This window comes from Photobacterium gaetbulicola (assembly GCF_003025515.1).
Classification (GTDB): domain Bacteria; phylum Pseudomonadota; class Gammaproteobacteria; order Enterobacterales; family Vibrionaceae; genus Photobacterium; species Photobacterium gaetbulicola.
In genome coordinates this window covers 16,552-37,328 of sequence record NZ_PYME01000026.1, presented here as the reverse complement: position 1 = coordinate 37,328, position 20,777 = coordinate 16,552, and the positions used below count along the sequence as shown (strand labels likewise).

Genomic DNA, 20,777 nt, shown 5'->3' with positions numbered 1-20,777 from the left:
ATACTCGTCCCTAAGCCGTCCTCTTGCCCTATCCCAGAGCGCTATCCCTAACCCCAATCCTTGAGGTGTTCCGGCTTATCCTAAAGCTGTCCTACTCAATCCTGACGGCAATCATCCTGATCCCCGACGGTATCCATTCCGTGTCCATGACTTCATGTCTGCCAGCAGCCTTGCTAGCACTGCCTTTCCTAGGCTTGCAGATTCCTTCTGCTTTCCATTTCCTGCGCCAACTCCCTGTCGACAAGGGTCATACTACGCGCTTTGCGGATTCATACAATTGACTATCGGCCGGTATGTCTTGACGAATAACATTCACCGTAAAAATAAAAAAGACAACACTTTGATTTAAAAAGAAAAAGAAATCAAACCCATCTGATTTATCCGGTTCCAACCTGTATTACTCTCACAGCTCTGTAAGAGATCTCTCACAAGGGGACAAGGCTATAACTGCACCTTGTTTCACAAGGTGATTATTCTGTGTTTCAGTTCGATTACAGAGATTAGTTAAACATATAACCGGCTTGATCCTCTGGTGTACAGGATAAGTCATTGTTTTGTTATTTTGAGAGTGGTGCTGTGAAAGTGTCCCAAGCCGCAAAAGATTTCAAGCTATTGATTTCAGCATTAATCAAAAATAATCGCTTCAACTTGAAGAGGTCTTGACCCATAGGGCCATAGAACCGCTCTTCACCATAGGGCCGTTTATTGCGGAGCACAAAAAAGAACGGGCGCAACTTGCGTTGCGCCCTTAGGTCTTACTTGCAGCAATCCCGCTACTGTGGTGCTCCCTGCATCATTCCGTTGACAGCTGTATTCCTTCAGCCTTGTCCTTTTTTACTTCGTCCTGAAGTGATCCTGTGGCCATCCTGACCCGTCAGTCCATCCTGTCCTGACTCTCAACATCCATCCTGGAGGTGTCCCTAACTTCGTCCTGAAGTGGTCCTTGTGTCATCCTGACTGGCAAGCTTCCTACCTACCATTTGCCGTTCCTCGGCGATCCCTTCACAGTCCTTGTTCGACATACCATCCTAGTACACCGGTCTCATCCTGAGACAAACCATATCCTTGGCTTATTTCCTGTTCCGTTCCGTCAGTTCCTTCCGACAGGGTTAATATTACGGTTTTCTCCCCCGGCAAAATAGTTACCGCAGTGAAAACCGTTGCGCCAAGCAATCTGCCCAGCCCCCCCCAGCCAAAAAAAAACAACCAATTCAATGCCTTAATCTTAAACAATAAGCCTATTCACCAACTATTTCACCTTAATATCCCACACCCTTGTAAGAGATCTCTCACAAGAGTCCGAGATGAATAGGAATATTCGATAGATGAACGAAGACAGGTGCCGTGAAATATTTCTCTATAATTAGGAAAAACATTGCGCTAGCCAAGGAGTGAACATGGAAACCTTTAACCACAACCTTGCCTCCCTCTTCAGCCAGTTGGGATTGAACAATTCCAAAGAGTTTATCGAGACCTTCTTGGCCGAGCACCGGCTCGCCCAGCATGAGCAATTGTCTGAAGCCAGTTTCTGGCAGCCGGCGCAAAAAAGGTTTCTCAAAGAGTCGCAGGAGCAAGATGCCGACTGGTGTGAAGTTATCGATCAGCTCGATGCCTTGCTGAGAAAATAACAGGCTATGGGTCTATTGTGTCCCTTGGCTGGAATGAGGGAGAATAGCGCCACACCCGGCAGCAACAAGGAAACCGCATGTCATCAGAAATTACCCAAGCCCTTTCCGAGGCTATTGAAAGTTTGGTGGCCGAAGGCAAAGAGCCTTCGGTGGCATTAATCAAATCGAGGTTGGCCGATCCCCTGCCGATGCCGCTCATCATCAAGGCACTGCAGAGTTGGAAATCAAGCGCCCGAGTCCCAAAAATTGAAAAAGTCGACCCGCAGCCTTCCGCCGAAGCACGGATTGCCGCCTTGGAGCAGCAGGTCGCCTCATTAACCGCCCGACTTGAACAGCTGGAAAACCGGCAGGGCTAGGCCAGACAAACAATAAAGCGCAGTCGGTACTGCGCTTTTTTGTTATTGGAAATCCCAGGACAGATTGGAAACAATACGGCACTTGTCGCACTTGTAATGGAAAATGCCATGCAGCGGCTTATCCAACCACCACTGGCCACCGCATTTCGGACACGGTCGGCTCAATTCACTCTCGAGGCTCTCGCCACCGACCCGGTATTGATAGTAATAGGTCGGGATCTTAGTGATGTACTCAATACGCCCACGCAAGTCCCACCCCCGGCGGAAGATATCACTGTCGGCATCTCGAATTTCATGCAGGGCCGCATGCTCGGCCTGACACGCCCCCGCCATTTGCAGCTCGTCACAGGCCTGCCATTCCGTCTGCCACTTGATCACCGCTTTGTGATCGCCATTCAATGTCGGCTCCGGCAGGCGGTAGAGCGGGATCGGCATCAGGGTATCCCCGCAGCGTAACGGAGAGCAAGTGTGAACATACGTGGTATAAATCACCTGCCAGCTCGGCGAGAAATTCTCGGCCGCGGCTTCCGAATTCAGATCTCTGCCCAGCAGCTTGACCTTGGGGCTCAGCAAGCTGGCCTGGCTCAGGCGGTTCATGCCGGCTTTGACCTGCGGGCTATGGAAACGGGAGTGCAGGCTGTCCTGCTCAGGGCACACCGCCCTGACTTTGAAAGTGCCCTCGTCCATGACGATGGGAAACTCACGCCCCAGCACCTGGCCGTTATAGCGCAGGGCATCCATCAATCCGTTGATGGCGCTATCCACCGCGGCGACGGTGGTGTTATCAAAACATTCAAATTGCAATTCGACGACGTACATAACTTACTCGGCTCTTACCACAGGTTGCAGGGCTGCCAGGAACTGCTCCAAGCTCGGCGAGAGTACCTCGCGGTTGTCCTTGCCCAGCGTCTCCAGGATCACCTCGCCGGAGAGGTTGCACACCGACACCACCTCGCTCTCGGAATCCATCGCCCCGATAAAGACCGTCGGCTTGAGCTTCAAGCGGCGCTGGGTCACCAGGTGCCCCAGAATGTTCTCCTGCAGGCGCAATACATCGTCTTCGCTGAAGGCCTGGAGCAAGTCAAATTCAATCATACCCGTAACGGTTTGGAATTTTGCGGCCATGTCACCACTGAACTGGGCACCGTAGAAAGCAACAATATCTTCGTGTAGGCGAAGCTCGATCCCTTTCTCGACACCGGCAAGATCCCCCATCGGCGAGCGAGCAACCGGTTGCCAAGTCACTTCGTAGCCATCATCGGCCTTCACGCAAGGTGATGATAACCCCACCAGGTCATCACTTCGGGGAAAACCTTGACCTGCATCACACCATGCCTGCAAAAAACGGGAAGAAAATTCAGATAACGCCGCTGCAACGGGATGATTCATTCGCAACCTCTCAAAAGATTAAGTAAACTTTGGCTATTCTAATCCAAGTGTGTCCAGGACAGTATGAGCAAATATCAAGACGCGAAAGAATTAGCCGGTTTGACCCTAGGTAAAACGACGGAATACAAAGACCAGTATGACCCCTCTCTCCTCCAGCCTGTCCCTCGCAGCCTGAACCGAGATGATCTGTCCCTTGGCGATGACCTACCTTTCACCGGTTATGACATCTGGACACTCTACGAGCTGTCTTGGCTAAACAAGAAAGGCCTTCCACAGGTGGCAATCGGTGAGGTTCGCCTGCCGGCCAACAGCCCTAACCTGATCGAGTCCAAGTCATTCAAGCTTTACCTCAACAGCTTCAACCAGACTAAGTTTGACAACTGGCAGCAGATTGCAGATACCCTGCAAAAAGATCTGACCCAGTGCGCAGGTGCCGATGTTGATGTCACGGTGCAGCCCCTGTCTGACTTCGACAATCAGCCAATCGCCAACTTCTTCGGCGAATGCATCGACGATCAGGATATCGAAATTACGGATTACGAATTCGATCCATCGCACCTAGAAGGTGCCGCATCGGAAGAGACGGTCACCGAAATCCTGCACAGCCACCTCCTAAAGTCTAACTGCCTGATCACCAGCCAGCCAGATTGGGGCAGCGTGCGTATTTCCTATACCGGCAAGAAGATCGATCGCGAAAAGCTGCTGCGTTACCTGATCTCGTTCCGCGACCACAACGAGTTCCACGAGCAGTGTGTCGAGCGTATTTTCACTGACATCATGAAGTACTGTAAGCCGGAATTATTGACGGTTTACGCCCGCTATACCCGTCGCGGCGGTTTGGACATCAACCCGTACCGAACCAACATGGGCAAAACCCCAAGCGATAACTTCCGTCTGGCGCGCCAATAAGCAGGCAGCGTGATCACCTAAGCAAATATCTTTTCAGCCAGTGTGCAAAAAAGTAATCACTTTGCAATATCCCCAAGTAACTTCAAGATACTTGGGGATAAGTTACGCAAAATCGAAGACTTTGCTGGACTTGATAGGCTAACCCATTAATATTGGTGGTACTGTTTTTTGGGGTTCATGAAAGTATGTCTGCTAGCCGTTGGCTGATCCGTTTGCTGTTCATAGGCATCATCTCGTTCAGCACACAAGCAAAAATTTTTACCACGCCAATCCTGGCAGAAGCCAATGAGCTGCTCCAAACCAATCCCGAGCAATCGCTGGCCATGACGACCCGCTACCTCGACCAGCGTCGCTTAAGTGCCCCCAAAGAAACCTCCCGCGTCCATATCAATGATGAAACTGACCACTCGGTAAGAACCCCGCTGAGCACAGTCAATGCCTTGCAGATCCTCGCTAAGGCCCACTCACTGTTGAACCACCCTGACAAAGCCATTGCGGCTATCAAGCAGGCCGAAGATATATCCACCGAGGAAAACCTGACATTCAGCCGGCTTGAGAGCCAGCTGATCCATGCCGATATCTACTGGAGCAACCTGAAAAATAACGCCCGCTCACTGAAAATGCTCAGCAAAGTAGAAACTGACATCGTCGCCAGCAGCCACCTGATGCTCGACAGCCAGATCAAGCGCCTGCAATACCAGGCATTGATGCAGCGCTCGATCATCGAGTCGGCAACCGATCACGAGAGCGAGGCGGAAAAGGGATTTCTCAAAGCCAAGCGCTTCCTGATCAACCTTGATGATCCCGCCGAGCTGATCCACTACCAACTGGTGGTCGGCAGGCATTACTTCAAGCATGGCCATTACGATACTGCACTGGATCGCTTGCTCAGTGGCTACTGGCTTGCCGTCGAAAATGATGACCAGGCCCAAACCGCCGTTGCCAACTACGATCTGGCGGTGCTGTTCGAGCAGCGCAAGGTGTTCGACAAAGCCCTAGAGCATGCCACCCAGGCCGGCGAGTTCTTCGAGCATTACGACCGTAGCCGGCCACTGGCCAAGACCCTGGAGCTGATCGCCTCTATCTATGAGCAGCAGGGTCGCTTCAACCTCGCTCTGGTTCACTACTTCAACGCCTTGGATCAGGAAAACCAGCTCAACAGCGATATCCGCTCGGCAAGGCTGCGCCTGAGCATCGCGCGGGTTTACCTGCAGCTCTACAACTACCCGAAATCCGAGCAGTACCTCCACCACACTCGCCTGATAGCCACCCAGACCGGTAACGAGGCAATCATGGCCGAGGCCCAGATTCTGCAAGGCGAGCTCGAGCTGGCCGAGGGCAAGCCCGAAGAGGCGATTACCAACCTGCAGACGGGGCTGATGGCTGCCAGCCGAATTGGCAACCGCGATCTTCAGCTGGAAGGGGAAAACCTTCTGTCACGTGCCTTCGAGCAGCAGAACGATTACTACAACGCCCTGCTGAGCCAGCGCCGTTACGAGCAACTTTTCATCACCAAGCAGCAAGCCCAGGTGAGAAGCAATGTCGAGGTTTTCAAGCAGCAGCAGCGCATGCTTGAGCGTTCGCTGCACCTCGAGGAACTGGAGCGCCAGCAGTTTGAGAGCAGCAAGGCCCTGTACAAGCAGAAGAATGTCACCATCTTCCTGTTCTGCCTCAGCGGCGTGATCTTTATCCTACTGGTAAGACGCCACAAAACCGCCAAGCAACTGCAAGCGCGCCTACTGCGCCTGCGGACCGATTTCTATACCCACCCGCGCAGCGGGCTGAGAAACTTGCGGATGCTGACTGCCAAACTGCCGAATTCCCTGCAGCAAAGCAGCGCTAACTTCGAGCAATGGCACCTTGGCGAGATCATCAACGAGCCACTGAGCGATCGCCTGCGCTTCGCTCTGTTCGAGGTGCCTTTCCTCAAGCACATCTACCTCAAACACGGCTACCAGCAGGGGCTGGATCTCGAACGCCAGTTTGGCGAATACCTCAACCAGCAGATTTGTGAACCGGCCAGGCTGTACCACTTCTCCGATGCCATGTTCCTGTACATTGAGCCAAATTCGCGGCTCGACTCGGCACCAGATCAACTGGCAGGCTCACTGCAACAGCTGGTCGACCGCTTCCTCGAGAACAAGCATATCGACAACCGCGTCAGAGTTGGTATGGCAGAATATCCTTTCTTGCCTAGGGCATACACCGCCATTAACGACCACGAGCTGCTTGATATCCTCCTGATGGCCACCAATGCCGCCAGGGAGATCAGCAAGCAGGAGTCGGGGAGCCAATGGGTCCACCTCAGTGCCATTGATGCAGCGCCTGCGGCAAGCTTTGCCAGTGACAATATCCGCCGTTCATGTATCCAAGGCATACATAATGGGCTAGTAAAAGTACAAACTTCAGGAAGTTGCGATATTAGCTGGAACAATGATCACGTTTCTGACAAAAATATCAGTTAATCAGATGGAAATATTCGGGACATGGCCGATAACAATGAATTAGCCGATGGTTTTTGTTAGCATCGAAAATAGAAAATTTATTTAACCACCTGATAAGAAACAAGTTTACCACCATGGATCGTGCTGTAGCCCTGTGACAGACATAAATGCCGTAGCTTCGCAATTGAGTCAATTGAAGCTACGTTTGGATCAAGCTCAACTCTCACACCGTGACGCCTCTTTGAAGTCAAGGCGTGAGCTTACGATCCTAAAACGCCTGATCAGCCGTCTATCTGTTGCCTGCCGGGGGCTAGACACCGAGCTCGATGATAAACTCGCCATGCTGCGCCAAGATCTGGAACAGCAAAAAGACATCAGCCAGCTGATCCCTCGTATCGCGGTGGTTGAACGGCTCGCCAACCGGATGGGAGAAAACCAGCCCAAAGAGCGTGAGATGCTGGACAAACAGTTCCAGCGCAGCAGTGAGATCCTGCGCCGCTTCCCTGGCCTGCCAGCCCAGCTCAAGCGCGATCTTCATCAACTTCTTGCCCAGCCAACAACCTCGCTTTCGGGGTCATTCAGCCAGGTCCTCGGTCTGATATCACTGTACGAGCGCGCCTTGAAACTGGTGGCGACCAAAGGGCTGCAAAACAGCCCTGCCGCCATCCAGCAAGATCTGCAGATGAAGCTGACCACCGAGTTGCAAAATTTGATCACCGAGCTCGACTTCGACGGCGAAGCCGGAGACAAGCTGCTGACGATCCGTAACCAATTGCTAAAAGGCGTTGCACCCTCCGCATTGCTGGAAATCGCCCTTGAGGTTCTGCGGCTGGTAATGGATGGAACTCACCAGGAGCGCCATACCTCACAGCAGTTTCTCGATACGGTCAACGGTGAGCTCGGCACCCTGAGCAAGACCACCCAGCAAAGTGCCGAGCAAAGCCATACCATCTATGAGCACCGCGGCGAAATGACCAACGAGCTGGCCGAGATCGCCCAGTCAATAAGAACAGGTTTGCAAACCCACAAACAACTCGATAGCTGGCGTCCAGAGCTGACCCATTTGACCAAGGAGCTCCTAGTGCTCGCCGAGCGCAACAAAGCGCTAGAGAAAAGGGAAAAAGCCTTGCTGGAGCAACTCAGCTACAACAAGTCAAAAATCGAGCACCTCTACGAGCAGACCCAGGACTACCGCCAGCAACTGAGTGATCAAGAGCAGCGTATTTTCCTCGATAACCTGACCAAGGTCTACAACCGCACGGCACTCAATGAACGTCTCGAGCACGAGTACCGCCGCTGGCTGCGCTACCAGCACCCGCTATGCGTAACACTGGTCGACATCGACAACTTCCGCTCGTTCAATAAGCACTATGGCCATCAGGCCGGTGATAAAATCCTCAAAATTATCGCCCGTACCATTCGTAAGCAGCTCGAGCCGACCGACTTTATCGGCCGCTTCGGCGATGATGCGTTCATGCTGATTTTGCCCGATGTGGGTGAGGAGCAACGCAACCAGCGCCTGGCAGCAATCCGCCAGGCCATCGCCCAGCTGCCGTTTCGCTTCCGTGACAGTAACCTCACTATCACCGTCTCGATGGGGGCAACCCTGTTTGAGAGTAACGATACCCCAGCCAATATCATCGAGCGGACTGACAAGGCCCTCTCCGGTGCCCGCAACGCCGGCAGCAACCGGATTTTCTGGATTTTCTGATCGCCGCGACAATCATCAACCGACCAATGGCTGGTAAAAACGGGCTACTCTGTGTATGGTAACTATATCAGTCACTTAAAATTCACTCACACATAAGACTGATCTTCAGGAAACAGAGTGTACTCCCAACCGGTTTACTTTCTGCTTCACCCGGCAGTATTCACCGATTCTTCCTAAAATGAATACACCCAGTGGATACCGCCGCCTTGTCATGACCAGGGAGGTAATCATGATCACTCATATCAGTCCGGTAGGTGCGATGGACCTACTATCCCAGCATGAAGTCGACTTGCTCAAAGCAACGGCCTCCAGTGATATCTACCGCCTGTACCGTAACTGCTCGCTGGCGGTACTCAACTCCGGTAGCCACTCCGACAACTCAAAGGAACTACTGGAAAGGCATAAAAGCTTCGATGTCAATGTGATGCGGCGCGAGCGCGGGATCAAGCTCGAACTGATGAACCCGCCGGAGCATGCCTTTGTCGATGGCCGGATCATCCGCGGGATCCAGGAGCATATGTTCGCCGTGCTGCGAGATATCGTATACGTCAACATGCATGTCCAGCAGCGCAAGGACATCAACCTCACCAGTTCGCCGCACATCACCAACTTTGTCTTCAGCGTCCTGCGCAACGCCCAAACCGTGCGTTCCGGGGAAGATCCTAACATTGTCGTATGCTGGGGCGGCCACTCCATCAACCCGGTCGAGTACCAGTATACCCGCGAGGTCGGCAACGAGCTGGGGCTGCGCGAACTCAACATCTGTACCGGATGTGGCCCCGGGGCCATGGAGGGACCAATGAAAGGGGCAGCCATCGGCCATGCCAAGCAGCGCTTCCCCAACAGCCGCTTCATTGGCCTGACCGAACCATCCATTATCGCTGCCGAGCCCCCCAACCCGATCGTCAACGAGCTGGTCATCTTGCCGGATATCGAGAAACGCCTGGAAGCCTTCGTCCGGGTCGGCCATGGCATTATCATCTTCCCCGGCGGTGCCGGAACGGCCGAGGAACTGCTCTATATCCTCGGTATATTGATGGAGCCAAAAAATGCCGACCAGCCGATGCCGGTCGTCCTCACCGGGCCCAAAGAATCCGAACCCTATTTCCGCACGCTGGACAGCTTCATCCGCGACACCCTGGGAGAAGCGGCAACCCAGCATTACCAGATCATCATCGATGATCCCGAGCAAGTCGCACGGGTGATGAAATCGGCCATGCCGCTGATCAAAGAGCACCGCCTGGCAACCGGCGATGCCTACAGCTATAACTGGTCACTGGAGATCCCGCCGGAATTCCAGCTGCCGTTCGAGCCAACCCATGAGTCGATGGCCAGCCTCGACTTGCACATGTCCCAGCGCCCAGAGCACCTGGCCGCCAACCTGCGCCGAGCTTTCTCGGGCATCGTGGCCGGCAACGTCAAGGAGGAAGGGATCCGTGAAATCGAGCGCAAGGGGCGCTTTAAAATTAACGGCGATATCGCCCTGATGAAACGGATGGACAAGCTGCTCACCCAGTTTGTCGAGCAGCAGCGGATGAAGCTGCCGGGCACCCGTTACGAGCCCTGCTACGAAATCATCACGGCTTTGCCACCGATAGCGAAATAATCCCCGCCACCTGCTAGATGGCGGTGCACATTCGCAGCAACAATGCGTACAATAAAGGGTCTGTTGACCCTTTTTTCTTTACTGCTACACGGTTTACGCTATGTCGTCTATCCACCTTGTCATTATTGATGCCCTCAATCTGATCCGTCGCGTCCATGCTGCCCAGCACGGTGAGCCCGATGTCCACAACACGGCCAAGGTGTGCTGTCAGGCCCTGGGTAAAATCATCAGCAGCAGCCAACCGACCCACATTGTCGCGGTGTTTGATCACCACGGCGAAGACCGTGGCTGGCGGGCTGATTTGCTGCCGCACTACAAGGAGGGCCGCAAGCCAATGCCAGAAGAGCTCATGACGGGGATGGAAATCATCCAAGACGCCTTCATGGACATGGGGATCGACTCGCTGCTATCCGACGGCGACGAGGCCGATGATCTGGTGGCGACCCTGGCACTGAAAGTTGCCTCCCGCGGCCAGCAAGTGACGATCATCTCCACCGACAAGGGCTATTGCCAACTGCTCCAGCCGACCTTGCGGATCCGCGATTACTTCCAACAGCGCTGGCTTGATAGCCCGTTTGTCGAGAAGGAGTTCGGCGTCAAGCCCGAGCAACTGCCAGACTACTGGGGACTGGCCGGGATCAGCTCGAGCAAGATCCCCGGCGTTACCGGGATCGGCCCTAAGGCCGCAGTCGAACTGCTTAGCCTCTACCCGAATCTCGAAGCTATTCTGGCGGCAGACGACCTACCAGCCAAATGGCAGAAGAAAATCGACGCCTGCCGCAGCGAGGCCATTGCCTCCAAGCAGGTTGCATCTCTGAAAACCGACTTGGTACTAGGGTTCAATTTGCAGGATATACGTTATACGGCGGGGAGTTAGCAAAGAGCGTAATACAAAAACACCACCCGAAGGTGGCGTTTCATGACTTTGCCGATAATCAATGCGGCGAGCGGTTATCCAGACGCTGGATATGTACCGTGATTTCCTCACGGTCATGGTACAGGTGCTTGGCCTGCAGCTTGAATTTCACCCCGTTCTGGATCAGGTAGACCTTGAGGTTTTCGATATCCTGCAGTACCTCGTCATAGCGGCCTTTCATCGGTAGCTTGAGGTTGAAGATCGCTTCTTTTGCCCAGCCCTTGATCAGCCAGTCACCCATCAGGTGCGCCACACGGGCCGGCTTTTCGACCATATCGCACACAATCCAGGTGACGTTTTTGCGCGGTGGCTCGAACTTGAAGCCATCGACCATGTGGTGCTTGACCTGCCCGGTGTCCATCAGGCTCTGTGCCATCTGGCCGTTGTCAATGGCATGGACAAACATCGAGCGCTTGACCAGCTGGTAGGTCCAACCGCCTGGACAAGCACCCAAATCGACTCCCCACATACCGGCAGCCAGACGCTCATCCCACTCATCACGCGGAATAAAGACATGAAACGCTTCTTCCAGCTTCAGAGTTGAGCGGCTCGGCGCATCCGACGGGAACTTAAGACGAGGGATCCCCATGAAGAACGGCGAGTTATTGGTCGTGTAGGAATAACCGACAAAGCAGCAGCCCGGCGCGATGAAACACAGGTGAAGCACTGGCTTTTTCGGGTTGTCCTTGGCATACATCGCACCAGACTTACGCAGCGCCTGACGTAGCGGCACGGTAAACTTGCGGCAGAATTTCAGCAGTTCTTTGGCTTCGTTGGTATCTGGCGTTTCAACCCGCAGATCCCCACAGCGAGGGAAGTCCGCCACCATTTCCATAATCGGCGAGATGCGATCTTCCTGCGGCAGATCTTCAAGCATCGGCATCACCGCAACCATCTGGCGAGCAAAGATCAGCTCGGAAAACGGCTGCTGCTGGATAAACTTGTCCGCATCACCCGGCTGGTAAAATTCAAACAACACATAGCCGGTATTGTTTTTCGCCCGGGGAAAGCCATACAACTCCAGTGCATTTGCTTTGTCTTGAACTTCACCGGCACATTCTTTCTCAAAGCCGGGACGGCAGTACAACAGAACTTGATTCACTCTCAACCCTCAAGCTGAACGCCAGGCAGCCACTGCAAGCGCTACCCAGCCTATGATAAAACAGACGCCTCCCATCGGGGTGATGGGGCCAAACCACTTGATACCCGTCAACGCCAGCGCATACAGGCTGCCACTAAAGAGTATGATCCCTGCCACAAAAAACAGGGCTGCGTATGATACCCCTTTTGACGGAAGAATGCGTGCCAATATTGCACAACCGATAATCGCCAAGGTGTGCCAGGCCTGATACTGGACACCCGTTTCGAAGACCCCGAGCAGATACGGCGGCAATTGAGCCTTCAGGCCGTGGGCAGCGAACGCGCCCAGCGCGACGGTCACCGCCCCGCTCAGTGCCGCAAAGACCAATAGCCAGCGGCTTGCTTTATTTTCCATGCCTTACTCCTTGGCCGTACACGCGTTGATAAATGCCGCCAGCGCTTTCACCGCCAGCTGGCGGTTGCCTGGCTCGGTATGGCCCGATGCCTTGCGGGGCTTGAAGCTATGATCGCCGTCTGGCAGGAACGCCACCTCCACACTCGGCGCATAGTGCCAGCCTTCGACTTCGCTGCGGGTACCGAACGTATCGCGCTCGCCCTGCAGGATCAGCGTCGGCAGAGCCATCGCCTGCAGATGCTCGCCGCGGAAATTCTCTGGCTTGCCCGGCGGGTGGAAAGGGAAGCCCAGGCAGGCCACGCCTTTCACTTTGTCCTGGCAGTTAGCCACATCCGGTGATTCATCAGCAACACCCGTAACGATCAGACTGGCCATGCGACCGCCCATGGATTTGCCGCCGATCACCAGGTTGCCCTCATGGGCAAATGCGTCGATGTGGCGCTGGAAGTCCAGCAGTAGCTTGGGCTGCCTGTCTGGCGGCCGTTTCTTACCGTCTTCACGGCGCTTGACCATATAGGGGAAATCAAACCGCACCACCCGGATCCCTTTCAGGGCAAGGCCGTTGGCAATCTCAGCCATGAACTCGTGATCCATGCCAGCGCCGGCGCCATGGGCAAACAGGAAGGTCGCGCTGTACGTGCCGCTTGGCGGCATATCTATGATGTAGTCAGTCACACTTGTCTCCGACATTGTCCCTGTGGCTCCTACAGCTCGTCTTCCACGTCCGGCATATCTTCCTGCTCGCGGGCAGCCTTGGCCAGCACCCAGTCGCGGAAGACCTGGATCCGGCCGGTTTCAGCCTGACGCTCCTGGCAAACCAGGAAGAAGGCATTCTTGCTCATCAGCACTTCATCGAATGGGCAGACCAGGCGACCGGCCTCCAGCTCAGGCTGTGCCAGTACGTTGTTGCCCAGCGCGATGCCCTGGCCATGTGCCGCCGCCTGCAGCACCATGGTCGAGTGGCTGAAAATAGGCCCCTGGTTGACGTTGGTGCCTTCGATGCCGTGGTGGCGAACATAGTTTTTCCATTCCTTGCGCGAGGTATCATGCAGCAGGGTATGGTTTTTCAGATCCGCCAACGTCCGCAGCGGCTTGGTGCCGTTGAGGAGCATCGGTGAACAGACCGGCAGCAAGAACTCCTGGTACAGCTTATCGGCCCGCAGCCCAGGCCAGTTCCCCCGGCCGTAATAGATAGCAACATCGACATCTTCGGTCAACGAGCCCTCGTCCAGATCCACCGCCTTGATCCGGACGTCAATATCCGGATGCTGCTCATTGAAATCTGCCAAGCGGGGAACCAACCACTGGATAGCAAAACTAGGAGGTAAACTAATGGTTAATGCCCCTTTCGCGCCGCGTTCCAAGACCTTATCTGTGGCATCTGAGATTGCAGAAAAGATGTCTTTTATATCGAGAAAGTAGCTCTGGCCCTCTTCAGTTAGCAATAAAGAGCGATTACGACGACGAAATAATTTGAGCCCCAAAAATTCCTCGAGCGCTTTAATCTGGTGGCTTACAGCAGCTTGTGTGACAAATAGCTCTTCCGCTGCACGGGTAAAACTGAGGTTTCTGGCCGCCGCTTCAAAGACTTTCAATGAATTGAGTGGAGGGAGACGTCTAGACATACTTAACCTGCATTAGTTTTTTTTATGGGAAACATTATAAATTGTCCATTGTTCAAGTGCTACATAAACCATATGATTTGCCCCGCAACGGTGAGCAAGGCCAAGTTTTTCGCCCTCAGGCATTTGGCCGACCGCACAGTTGCGATGTTGTGTTTGCATATTGTCCGGGTTATGCCGGATAGGTAGTCAATCTACCAATTTTACTTCCTGTATTTTTGACCTGTCTGTCAAAATTAATTCTTGGCACTGCGCCCCAACGCAGTGCTTTTTTTTTGCCTCCAGCCAGGCTCTCTTACCCCCGCGCCTTTTGTCCTCCGCCGACAGGCCATAAAAGTGATGAGTTTGATATAATTGAACCAACCGGAGAAATACTTGCCCTTATGTGTTTTTCACCGCATGATCTCCCCCTTGTCTTTTTTGCTATGTGACACACCATGACTGCCCAATTTGATATCCAGCGTCTTCGCCAGCAATTTCCTGCTCTGGCCCAAGAATGCAACGGCCAGCCACTGGTCTATCTCGACAGTGCCGCCACAACCCAAAAACCGCTAGAGGTCATTGAAACAATCCGGCAGTACTACAGTGGCCACAATGCCAATGTCCACCGCGGCAGCCATACCCTAACCGCGTCCGCTACGGCACAGTTCGAGCAGGCAAGAGAGACCGTTCAGCACTTCATCAACGCCGCCGACAGCAAGGAAATAATCTGGACCCGGGGCGCGACCGAAGCCCTCAATCTAATCGCCCAGACCTACGCCCGCAATAACCTGCAGCCAGGGGATGAGATATTGGTCAGCGAGCTCGAGCACCACGCCAATATTGTTCCCTGGCAAATCGTTGCCGAGCAGACCGGGGCCAAAGTGGTCAAAATTCCAATGCGCAGCGACTGCACGCTGGATATGGAGACATTCGCCCAGCGCTTGACGGGGAAAACCAAGATTGTGGCTGTCGCCCATGTCACCAATGTGACCGGGACCCGCAATCCGGTCGAGACCATTATCCAGGCTGCCCACCGCGCCGGCGCGATCGTCGTGGTTGATGGGGCCCAGGCTGTCGCCCATGAGCACATCGACGTACAAGCGCTCGATGCGGATTTCTATGTCTTCTCTGGCCACAAGATCTTTGCCCCGGCGGGGATCGGCGTGTTGTATGGCAAGCGGGCACTGCTTGAGGCCATGCCGCCATGGCACGGCGGCGGTAAGATGGTGGAGAAAGTGAGCTTTGAGGGCACCACCTTTTCCGCCCTGCCGGGCAAATTCGAAGCCGGCACCCCGAATGTCGCCGGCAGCCTGGCCATGGCCGCGGCCATCAACTGGCTGCAGGGGATAGACCGGGAAGGTGCCGAGCATCACATCCAGGCCCTCCGCCAGCGCGCTATCGAAGGGATCAAGGACATCGAGGATTTGCGCATTATCGGCCTGCAGCCTGAAGCGAGCCTGTTTTCCTTCGTGGTGGATGGCGTCCATCACCAGGACATTGCCACCTTGCTCGACCAACAGGGTGTCGCCCTTCGTGCCGGGCATCACTGCGCCCACCCGATGATGGATGCGCTCGGTGTCAGCGGCACCCTGCGGGTATCTATTGCGCTGTACAATACCCAACAAGATATAGACCAATTTGTTGCCGCGCTGCACAAAGCCTGCAGCCTGCTTTAGGAGAGATTATGACGCTGCCAAGCCACCCTTTTGGGACCGAGATTACCTGTGAGGCGATCATAGAGTTGATGGGCCAAGCCAACGGCTGGGAGGACCGCTACCGCAACGTGATCCAGCTGGGCAAGAAGCTGCCAGCGATGCCGGAAGAGTTAAAGCAAGACCAGCTCAAGGTCAGTGGCTGTGAAAGCCAGGTCTGGCTCGTCCACCAGCAGCGGGAAGACGGGACTTTCCATTTCGTGGCCGACTCGGATGCGCGTATCGTCCGCGGCCTGATCACTCTGGTGCTGGCCGCCTTCGAAGGCAAGAATGCCCAGCAAATCGAAGCCTTCGATATCGACGGCTATTTCGAGCAGCTCAACCTTCTCGCCCACCTCAGTCCCTCCCGCGGCAACGGGCTCAAGGCGATAGTGGAGCAGATCAAGGCATTGGCAGAGGGTTAACTGACAACGGCGCCCATGCTCGGCGCACCAACAAAAAAAGCGAGGGATTACCCTCGCTTTTCTATTCACAAGCCACACCAAACTTTATTTCGGCAGGTGCTTGTCCACCAGCTTCTGCAGAATACGTGATACCGCAACAAAGCCGAAGGTCGCCGTTACCATGGTCGCCGCCCCGAAGCCGCTGGCACAATCCATTCGCTTCGGCCCTTCTGCCGTCGACTTCACGCCACACACCGAACCGTCAGCCTGTGGGTACTTCAACTGCTCGGTGGAAAAGACGCAATCAATACCGAACTTGCGCTTCGGGTTTTTCGGGAAGTTGTGGTGACGACGCAGGGTATCGCGCAGCTTCTTCGCCAGCGGATCCTGGATGGTCTTGGTCAAGTCCGCGATCTGGATCTGGGTCGGATCGATCTGACCGCCCGCGCCACCGGTGGTGATCACTTTCAGCTTGTTGCTTTTGCAGTAGGCCAGCAATGCCGCTTTCGGCTTCATGCTATCGATCGCATCCAACACATAGTCGTAGCGTCCGTCGATGTACTGCGCCACATTCTCCGGGGTAATAAAGTCATCGATCAGGTTGACCTTGCACTCAGGGTTGATCAGCTTGATACGCTCGGCCATGACCTCGATCTTGCTTTGCCCAACCGTGCCTGACATCGCATGGATCTGACGGTTGATATTGGTGACACAGACATCATCCATATCAATCAGGGTCAACTCCCCAATCCCTGAACGCGCCAGTGCCTCTGCAGCCCATGAGCCCACACCGCCAATACCAATTACGCACACATGCGCGGCACGGAAGATTTCCACTTCGCTGTTACCATACAGGCGGCGGGTCCCGCCGAAACGCTGGTTGTAATTGTCTGATGCTGGGGTATCTAGTTCTCGCATGGCTTTTCCGCGCTGATTCACACATTCATAAAGAAAGAGTGCGATTTATACGCACTCTTTGGGAAATTGTCCAGTCAACCGGTTGATATCTATTTACTGGGTCAGCCAAGGCTGCTCGGTTTTCGAGCCCTGGAGGCCCAGCTTCCACACTCGGCCAAAGTGCTTGTAATGGCCGGCGTCCACGCCGGCCTGGGCACCCATGCCATGGTACAAGTCAAGATGGTTTTTCTTCACCGCACCGCCGGTATCCAGTGCCATTAGTAATTTAAGCACATGCTGGCCATTCCACTTTCCGGCCTCGTCAAGCTGGGGAACCTCTGCCAGTAACACACTGCCCATCGGCAGGTAATCACGGTCGGCCGCAACCGACGCATAGGCCTGCAGCGGAATACCCGCCGTTCCCATCACATCCAGGTTGTCCTGCGGCTTGAAGAACACATATGACGGGTTCTGCTCCAGCAGCTCGCGCACCGTCTCCTCGTCCTGCTGGTTTACCCACTCATCAATCGCCTTAAGCGACATCTTCTCACGCGGCACTTCGCCACGTTCGATGAGGATACGGCCAATACTGACGTAGCGGTGGCCGTTCTTGCCCCTGTAGGCGAAATATTGCAGCTCGTCGTTATCATCGAAGTGGACAAAGCCACTGCCCTGCACTTCCATCATGAACAGATCAAGCATCGAGGCACTGTAGCCCAGCTCCAGCCCTTTGCCTTCAAGGGCCCCGGCATAGATTTCGGCCCGGCTCGGGCATTGGCCATCGCACTCAGGCATGCCGTACACCGGGTAGCGGTAGACCTCATCCGGCTGATGGCGCAACTCGATCACCGGAGAGAAATAGCCGGTAAACATGACGTTGCCATGACCGTCGCCGCCGCCCATCTGGGCAACTTCAATACCGTAGTTGCCAAGCTCGGACAGCTCGCCGCCATTTGCGACCCAGTTCTCTACCTGGCGGTAAAGTGCCTGATACGTTCCCGCCATCGACGGAGAGCGCTCAATCACTTTCTCCATCTGCGCCGAAAAGCGGCTAAAGTCTTTCGGCTTATCCGACGCCACAACCTCAACCTGGTTGAGTACCTGATCAAATTCCCCGTCCAGGTATTGCTGACCACGATCAGTTGGCTTGGCGCATCCCACCAAACCCATAATTAACAGAGCAATCGTTGCTTTTCGAAACACCGTGAATCCTATATTGTCTTGTTTGGAATCCAATTTTTCATCAGTGTAACCAACTGCGGCACTCCCGCCTACCAGTGGTTACTCCCAGCAACTATTTTTCCCGATCTTTTTCCTAGCTGTGTCAGCAATTTGTCTGAATTGCCTCGCATTCCGCACCCATATGACACACCTATCATATTTGTGTCACAGTAGTCATGTAACTAATAAAAACGTAACAAAAACGTCATTTTAAACAGCAAGGAAGCGCCATATGCACCCACCTCTCAAAGTCGGTAAAGACACACTCTTGAACATCAATTCAATTGAATACCAATGGATACGGAACCTGGTCAGCGAGGGCAATCCCCCCCAGCAAATCAATGCGGCTATCCAACGCTGTTTGGGCGGAAGCCCTGCTACCGCAGATATCATGAGGCAAGTTGCGCTCAGGCAAATCCCGGTCAACCAGTTGCTGCGGGAGTTGCCCAAAGCGGCAATCAACTAATGGGTTTGTTCGATTAAAAGGGTCTGGCGAGCAAAAGAAGAAGTATAGTGCGCCGGGCTCTGGCGAATTAACCGGCCGGAGACAAAAGAATAAGAATAGCGCGTCTCGCCCTTCAGGTATTCCAGCTTGCTGCCATCCCATTGATACTGGGTATTGACCTGGCGGCCACCGACAAACACACCCTCCGGTCGGATTTCAAACCGATCGGCGGCATAAGGGGCGACATCCTGCTCGACCCACACCCCGTAGATATTGGGCAAGTTGTTCTCTTGCGCTACCGCATTATCAAACAGGCCTGCCAGGAGTAGCCCCAGTGCCACCGCGCCGGTTGCGGCAATAGCCATGGCCGAACTCATCCGGCGATGGGTGAACAAGGATGTTTTTTGCTTAATGGTCATAACTCTTCAAACATAGCGCTTTTCCCCGCCAATATAACTTAATGCCAACCATTTTCGGCAGTTATCTATTGGCCAAGCTAAATAACGGGATCTTCTCCCCAAAAATCACCCGGGCGTTACGAAGTAACCGCTCCCTTAACATTGAATTTTTATTGACATAAAACGCATAATCATCAATAACATCACTATTACCTCATCATTTCGTACGTTCATTGCCCAGCCGGCAACACAGCTACAAGGAAAGCCAGCCGTGAAGTTCAGAAGCACCGCCTTGGTCAAAGGGTTCCGCCAGTCGGCCCCATACCTCAACGCCCACATTGGCAAAACCATTGTCATCATGGTCGGCGGGGAAGCCATCGCCCATGAAAACTTTCCTCATATCGTCAATGATATCGCCCTGCTCAACAGCCTCGGGCTGCGCATCGTGATGGTATATGGTGCCAGGCCGCAGATCTCCGGCCTGGCCAAACAGATGAATTACAAGACCCCTTATCACAAAGGGATCCGGGTCACGGACGAGCGGGCCCTGGAAATCGCCAAGCAAGCGGCGGGGCAGCTGCAGCTGGATATTACGGCCAGGTTTTCAATGGGGCTGAATAATACCCCGATGGCCGGCTCACAGATTAACATCGTCAGCGGCAATTTCGTCATTGCCCAGCCGCTGGGGGTTGATGACGGGGTGGATTATGCCCATAGCGGGCGGATCCGGCGGATAGATACCGAGGCCATCCACCGCCAGCTCGACCAGCGTGCCATTGTCCTGCTGGGCCCGATAGCCAGCTCGGTCACCGGTGAGTGTTTCAACCTGACCTCGGAAGAAATTGCGACCCAGCTGGCCATCAGGCTCAATGCCGACAAGCTGATTGGCTTTTGCTCCGAGCAGGGGGTGCTCGACGCCGAGGGAGGGGTTGTTTCTGAAATGCTGCCGATCGAGGCCGAGTACGCCCTGCAACGCCTTATCGAACTGCAACAGCAAGAGCGCGGCACCGGCCGCTTCCTCCGTGGTGCCATCACGGCCTGCCGGGCCGGGGTTCCCCGCAGCCACCTGATCAGCTACAAAGAAGATGGCGCGTTGATCCAGGAGCTGTTTTCACTCGATGGTATCGGCACCCAAATCGTGATGGAGAGCGCCGAGCAGGTCCGCCAGGCCACGATTGACGATATCGGCGGGATCCTAGAGCTGATCCGGCCGCTGGAGCAAGACGGGATCCTGGTCCGCCGCTCGCGAGAGCAGCTCGAGCAGGAAGTAGAGCAGTTTACCATTATCGAACGCGACGGGCTTATCATCGGCTGTGCCGCCCTCTACCCGTTCCCGGACGAACGGATGGCCGAAATGGCCTGTGTCGCCGTCCACCGTGACTTCCGCGACGGCGACCGCGGTGCCTTGCTGCTGAGCCAGCTCAAACTGCAGGCCAAGCGGATGGGGCTGGCCCACTTGTTTGTCCTCACCACCCGCAGCCTGCACTGGTTCCGCGAGCAGGGCTTCAGCGAGTCCAGTGTCGACAGTTTGCCGGTGGCAAAAAAGGCGCTGTACAACTTCCAGCGCCGTTCCAAGATTCTGATCCTCGACTTGTAGGCGATAATCGCTTCCAACCGACCTCAGTAGCCACTCAAAACTGATTTGTCATTCTGCTGTCATGTC

22 protein-coding genes are annotated in these 20,777 nt (G+C 54.5%); 12 read left to right on the top strand and 10 right to left on the bottom strand.

Annotated features, from left to right (window positions below; genetic code table 11):
- Positions 1 to 23: 23 nt before the first annotated feature.
- Positions 24 to 281 (top strand): hypothetical protein, encoded by a 258-nt coding sequence (locus tag C9J03_RS26525; protein WP_146149096.1) that lies wholly within the window; start codon positions 24 to 26, stop codon positions 279 to 281.
- A 721-nt stretch (positions 282 to 1,002) separates the two neighbouring features.
- Here the strand turns inward: C9J03_RS26525 and C9J03_RS20035 are convergent.
- Positions 1,003 to 1,215 carry a hypothetical protein gene (locus tag C9J03_RS20035; RefSeq protein ID WP_146149095.1) on the bottom strand — a complete coding sequence of 71 codons (213 nt, stop codon included), beginning with the start codon at positions 1,213 to 1,215 and terminating at the stop codon, positions 1,003 to 1,005.
- Between the two features lie 182 nt (positions 1,216 to 1,397).
- Here C9J03_RS20035 and C9J03_RS20030 point away from each other — a divergent pair, with 182 nt between their 5' ends.
- Together C9J03_RS20030 and C9J03_RS20025 are read left to right on the top strand one after the other, a co-directional pair.
- On the top strand, positions 1,398 to 1,628 hold the full coding sequence (locus C9J03_RS20030; RefSeq protein ID WP_044622583.1) for a DUF2789 domain-containing protein: 231 nt from the start codon (positions 1,398 to 1,400) through the stop codon (positions 1,626 to 1,628).
- A 77-nt stretch (positions 1,629 to 1,705) separates the two neighbouring features.
- Positions 1,706 to 1,984 carry a hypothetical protein gene (locus C9J03_RS20025; protein WP_044622582.1) on the top strand — a complete coding sequence of 93 codons (279 nt, stop codon included), beginning with the start codon at positions 1,706 to 1,708 and terminating at the stop codon, positions 1,982 to 1,984.
- A 42-nt stretch (positions 1,985 to 2,026) separates the two neighbouring features.
- On the opposite strand, the gene C9J03_RS20020 is transcribed toward C9J03_RS20025, so the two are convergent.
- On the bottom strand, positions 2,027 to 2,803 hold the full coding sequence (locus tag C9J03_RS20020) for a Zn-ribbon-containing protein (protein WP_044622581.1): 777 nt from the start codon (positions 2,801 to 2,803) through the stop codon (positions 2,027 to 2,029).
- A 3-nt stretch (positions 2,804 to 2,806) separates the two neighbouring features.
- Complete coding sequence (gene syd, locus C9J03_RS20015) at positions 2,807 to 3,373, bottom strand: SecY-interacting protein (protein WP_044622580.1); 567 nt, start codon at positions 3,371 to 3,373, stop codon at positions 2,807 to 2,809.
- 63 nt (positions 3,374 to 3,436) lie between these two features.
- Between syd and queF the strand changes: the two genes are divergently transcribed.
- The 5 genes from queF (at position 3,437) to xni (ending at position 10,920) form a co-directional block, all read left to right on the top strand.
- On the top strand, positions 3,437 to 4,282 hold the full coding sequence (queF, locus tag C9J03_RS20010) for an NADPH-dependent 7-cyano-7-deazaguanine reductase QueF (RefSeq protein WP_044622579.1): 846 nt from the start codon (positions 3,437 to 3,439) through the stop codon (positions 4,280 to 4,282).
- Between the two features lie 185 nt (positions 4,283 to 4,467).
- On the top strand, positions 4,468 to 6,747 hold the full coding sequence (locus C9J03_RS20005; protein ID WP_044622578.1) for a tetratricopeptide repeat-containing diguanylate cyclase: 2,280 nt from the start codon (positions 4,468 to 4,470) through the stop codon (positions 6,745 to 6,747).
- Positions 6,748 to 6,880: 133 nt separating this feature from the next.
- Positions 6,881 to 8,437 (top strand): sensor domain-containing diguanylate cyclase, encoded by a 1,557-nt coding sequence (locus C9J03_RS20000; protein ID WP_044622577.1) that lies wholly within the window; start codon positions 6,881 to 6,883, stop codon positions 8,435 to 8,437.
- Positions 8,438 to 8,666: 229 nt separating this feature from the next.
- Positions 8,667 to 10,043, top strand: a complete 1,377-nt coding sequence (gene ppnN, locus C9J03_RS19995) for a nucleotide 5'-monophosphate nucleosidase PpnN (RefSeq protein ID WP_044622576.1) — start codon at positions 8,667 to 8,669, stop codon at positions 10,041 to 10,043.
- Positions 10,044 to 10,143: 100 nt separating this feature from the next.
- Positions 10,144 to 10,920 carry a flap endonuclease Xni gene (gene xni / locus C9J03_RS19990; RefSeq protein ID WP_044622575.1) on the top strand — a complete coding sequence of 259 codons (777 nt, stop codon included), beginning with the start codon at positions 10,144 to 10,146 and terminating at the stop codon, positions 10,918 to 10,920.
- A gap of 58 nt (positions 10,921 to 10,978) precedes the next feature.
- On the opposite strand, the gene rlmM is transcribed toward xni, so the two are convergent.
- The 4 genes from rlmM to C9J03_RS19970 are packed head-to-tail and all read right to left on the bottom strand — an operon-like array spanning position 10,979 to position 14,079.
- Positions 10,979 to 12,061 carry a 23S rRNA (cytidine(2498)-2'-O)-methyltransferase RlmM gene (rlmM, locus tag C9J03_RS19985; protein WP_044622574.1) on the bottom strand — a complete coding sequence of 361 codons (1,083 nt, stop codon included), beginning with the start codon at positions 12,059 to 12,061 and terminating at the stop codon, positions 10,979 to 10,981.
- A gap of 9 nt (positions 12,062 to 12,070) precedes the next feature.
- Entirely contained in the window at positions 12,071 to 12,454 is a 384-nt protein-coding gene (locus C9J03_RS19980) for a DUF423 domain-containing protein (RefSeq protein ID WP_039459804.1), read from the bottom strand.
- 3 nt (positions 12,455 to 12,457) lie between these two features.
- Positions 12,458 to 13,144, bottom strand: coding sequence for an alpha/beta family hydrolase (locus C9J03_RS19975; protein ID WP_107291740.1), 687 nt, complete (start codon positions 13,142 to 13,144; stop codon positions 12,458 to 12,460).
- A 14-nt stretch (positions 13,145 to 13,158) separates the two neighbouring features.
- Entirely contained in the window at positions 13,159 to 14,079 is a 921-nt protein-coding gene (locus C9J03_RS19970) for a transcriptional regulator GcvA (protein ID WP_044622573.1), read from the bottom strand.
- A gap of 434 nt (positions 14,080 to 14,513) precedes the next feature.
- Between C9J03_RS19970 and csdA the strand changes: the two genes are divergently transcribed.
- Together csdA and csdE are read left to right on the top strand one after the other, a co-directional pair.
- Entirely contained in the window at positions 14,514 to 15,734 is a 1,221-nt protein-coding gene (gene csdA / locus C9J03_RS19965; protein ID WP_044622572.1) for a cysteine desulfurase CsdA, read from the top strand.
- Between the two features lie 8 nt (positions 15,735 to 15,742).
- On the top strand, positions 15,743 to 16,174 hold the full coding sequence (gene csdE / locus C9J03_RS19960) for a cysteine desulfurase sulfur acceptor subunit CsdE (protein WP_044622571.1): 432 nt from the start codon (positions 15,743 to 15,745) through the stop codon (positions 16,172 to 16,174).
- Between the two features lie 84 nt (positions 16,175 to 16,258).
- Here csdE and tcdA read toward each other — a convergent pair whose 3' ends face one another.
- On the bottom strand, positions 16,259 to 17,071 hold the full coding sequence (gene tcdA / locus C9J03_RS19955) for a tRNA cyclic N6-threonylcarbamoyladenosine(37) synthase TcdA (RefSeq protein ID WP_044622570.1): 813 nt from the start codon (positions 17,069 to 17,071) through the stop codon (positions 16,259 to 16,261).
- A 93-nt stretch (positions 17,072 to 17,164) separates the two neighbouring features.
- The gene (gene mltA, locus C9J03_RS19950; RefSeq protein ID WP_082060571.1) at positions 17,165 to 18,253 is read right to left on the bottom strand and encodes a murein transglycosylase A; all 1,089 of its coding nucleotides are present in this window, start codon (positions 18,251 to 18,253) and stop codon (positions 17,165 to 17,167) included.
- Positions 18,254 to 18,503: 250 nt separating this feature from the next.
- Here mltA and C9J03_RS19945 point away from each other — a divergent pair, with 250 nt between their 5' ends.
- Positions 18,504 to 18,737 carry a hypothetical protein gene (locus C9J03_RS19945; RefSeq protein WP_044622569.1) on the top strand — a complete coding sequence of 78 codons (234 nt, stop codon included), beginning with the start codon at positions 18,504 to 18,506 and terminating at the stop codon, positions 18,735 to 18,737.
- Here C9J03_RS19945 and C9J03_RS19940 read toward each other — a convergent pair.
- Positions 18,734 to 19,135 carry a DUF2850 domain-containing protein gene (locus C9J03_RS19940; protein ID WP_052829715.1) on the bottom strand — a complete coding sequence of 134 codons (402 nt, stop codon included), beginning with the start codon at positions 19,133 to 19,135 and terminating at the stop codon, positions 18,734 to 18,736. The genes C9J03_RS19945 and C9J03_RS19940 overlap by 4 nt on opposite strands.
- 250 nt (positions 19,136 to 19,385) lie before the next feature.
- On the opposite strand from C9J03_RS19940, the gene argA reads away from it, so the two are divergent.
- Complete coding sequence (gene argA, locus C9J03_RS19935) at positions 19,386 to 20,711, top strand: amino-acid N-acetyltransferase (protein ID WP_044622568.1); 1,326 nt, start codon at positions 19,386 to 19,388, stop codon at positions 20,709 to 20,711.
- Positions 20,712 to 20,777: the final 66 nt, after the last annotated feature.

What these genes read in the sequence shown, in the direction of transcription:
- C9J03_RS20025 (WP_044622582.1), top strand. Translation starts at nt 1,706, where the DNA reads ATGTCATCAGAAATTACCCAAGCCCTTTCCGAGGCTATTGAAAGTTTG.
- syd (WP_044622580.1), bottom strand. Translation starts at nt 3,373, where the DNA reads ATGAATCATCCCGTTGCAGCGGCGTTATCTGAATTTTCTTCCCGTTTT.
- csdA (WP_044622572.1), top strand. Translation starts at nt 14,514, where the DNA reads ATGACTGCCCAATTTGATATCCAGCGTCTTCGCCAGCAATTTCCTGCT.
- C9J03_RS20020 (WP_044622581.1), bottom strand. Translation starts at nt 2,803, where the DNA reads ATGTACGTCGTCGAATTGCAATTTGAATGTTTTGATAACACCACCGTC.
- queF (WP_044622579.1), top strand. Translation starts at nt 3,437, where the DNA reads ATGAGCAAATATCAAGACGCGAAAGAATTAGCCGGTTTGACCCTAGGT.
- C9J03_RS19940 (WP_052829715.1), bottom strand. Translation starts at nt 19,135, where the DNA reads ATGACCATTAAGCAAAAAACATCCTTGTTCACCCATCGCCGGATGAGT.
- C9J03_RS19970 (WP_044622573.1), bottom strand. Translation starts at nt 14,079, where the DNA reads ATGTCTAGACGTCTCCCTCCACTCAATTCATTGAAAGTCTTTGAAGCG.
- tcdA (WP_044622570.1), bottom strand. Translation starts at nt 17,071, where the DNA reads ATGCGAGAACTAGATACCCCAGCATCAGACAATTACAACCAGCGTTTC.
- xni (WP_044622575.1), top strand. Translation starts at nt 10,144, where the DNA reads ATGTCGTCTATCCACCTTGTCATTATTGATGCCCTCAATCTGATCCGT.
- C9J03_RS19980 (WP_039459804.1), bottom strand. Translation starts at nt 12,454, where the DNA reads ATGGAAAATAAAGCAAGCCGCTGGCTATTGGTCTTTGCGGCACTGAGC.
- C9J03_RS19945 (WP_044622569.1), top strand. Translation starts at nt 18,504, where the DNA reads ATGCACCCACCTCTCAAAGTCGGTAAAGACACACTCTTGAACATCAAT.
- C9J03_RS20030 (WP_044622583.1), top strand. Translation starts at nt 1,398, where the DNA reads ATGGAAACCTTTAACCACAACCTTGCCTCCCTCTTCAGCCAGTTGGGA.
- csdE (WP_044622571.1), top strand. Translation starts at nt 15,743, where the DNA reads ATGACGCTGCCAAGCCACCCTTTTGGGACCGAGATTACCTGTGAGGCG.
- ppnN (WP_044622576.1), top strand. Translation starts at nt 8,667, where the DNA reads ATGATCACTCATATCAGTCCGGTAGGTGCGATGGACCTACTATCCCAG.
- C9J03_RS20005 (WP_044622578.1), top strand. Translation starts at nt 4,468, where the DNA reads ATGTCTGCTAGCCGTTGGCTGATCCGTTTGCTGTTCATAGGCATCATC.
- C9J03_RS19975 (WP_107291740.1), bottom strand. Translation starts at nt 13,144, where the DNA reads ATGTCGGAGACAAGTGTGACTGACTACATCATAGATATGCCGCCAAGC.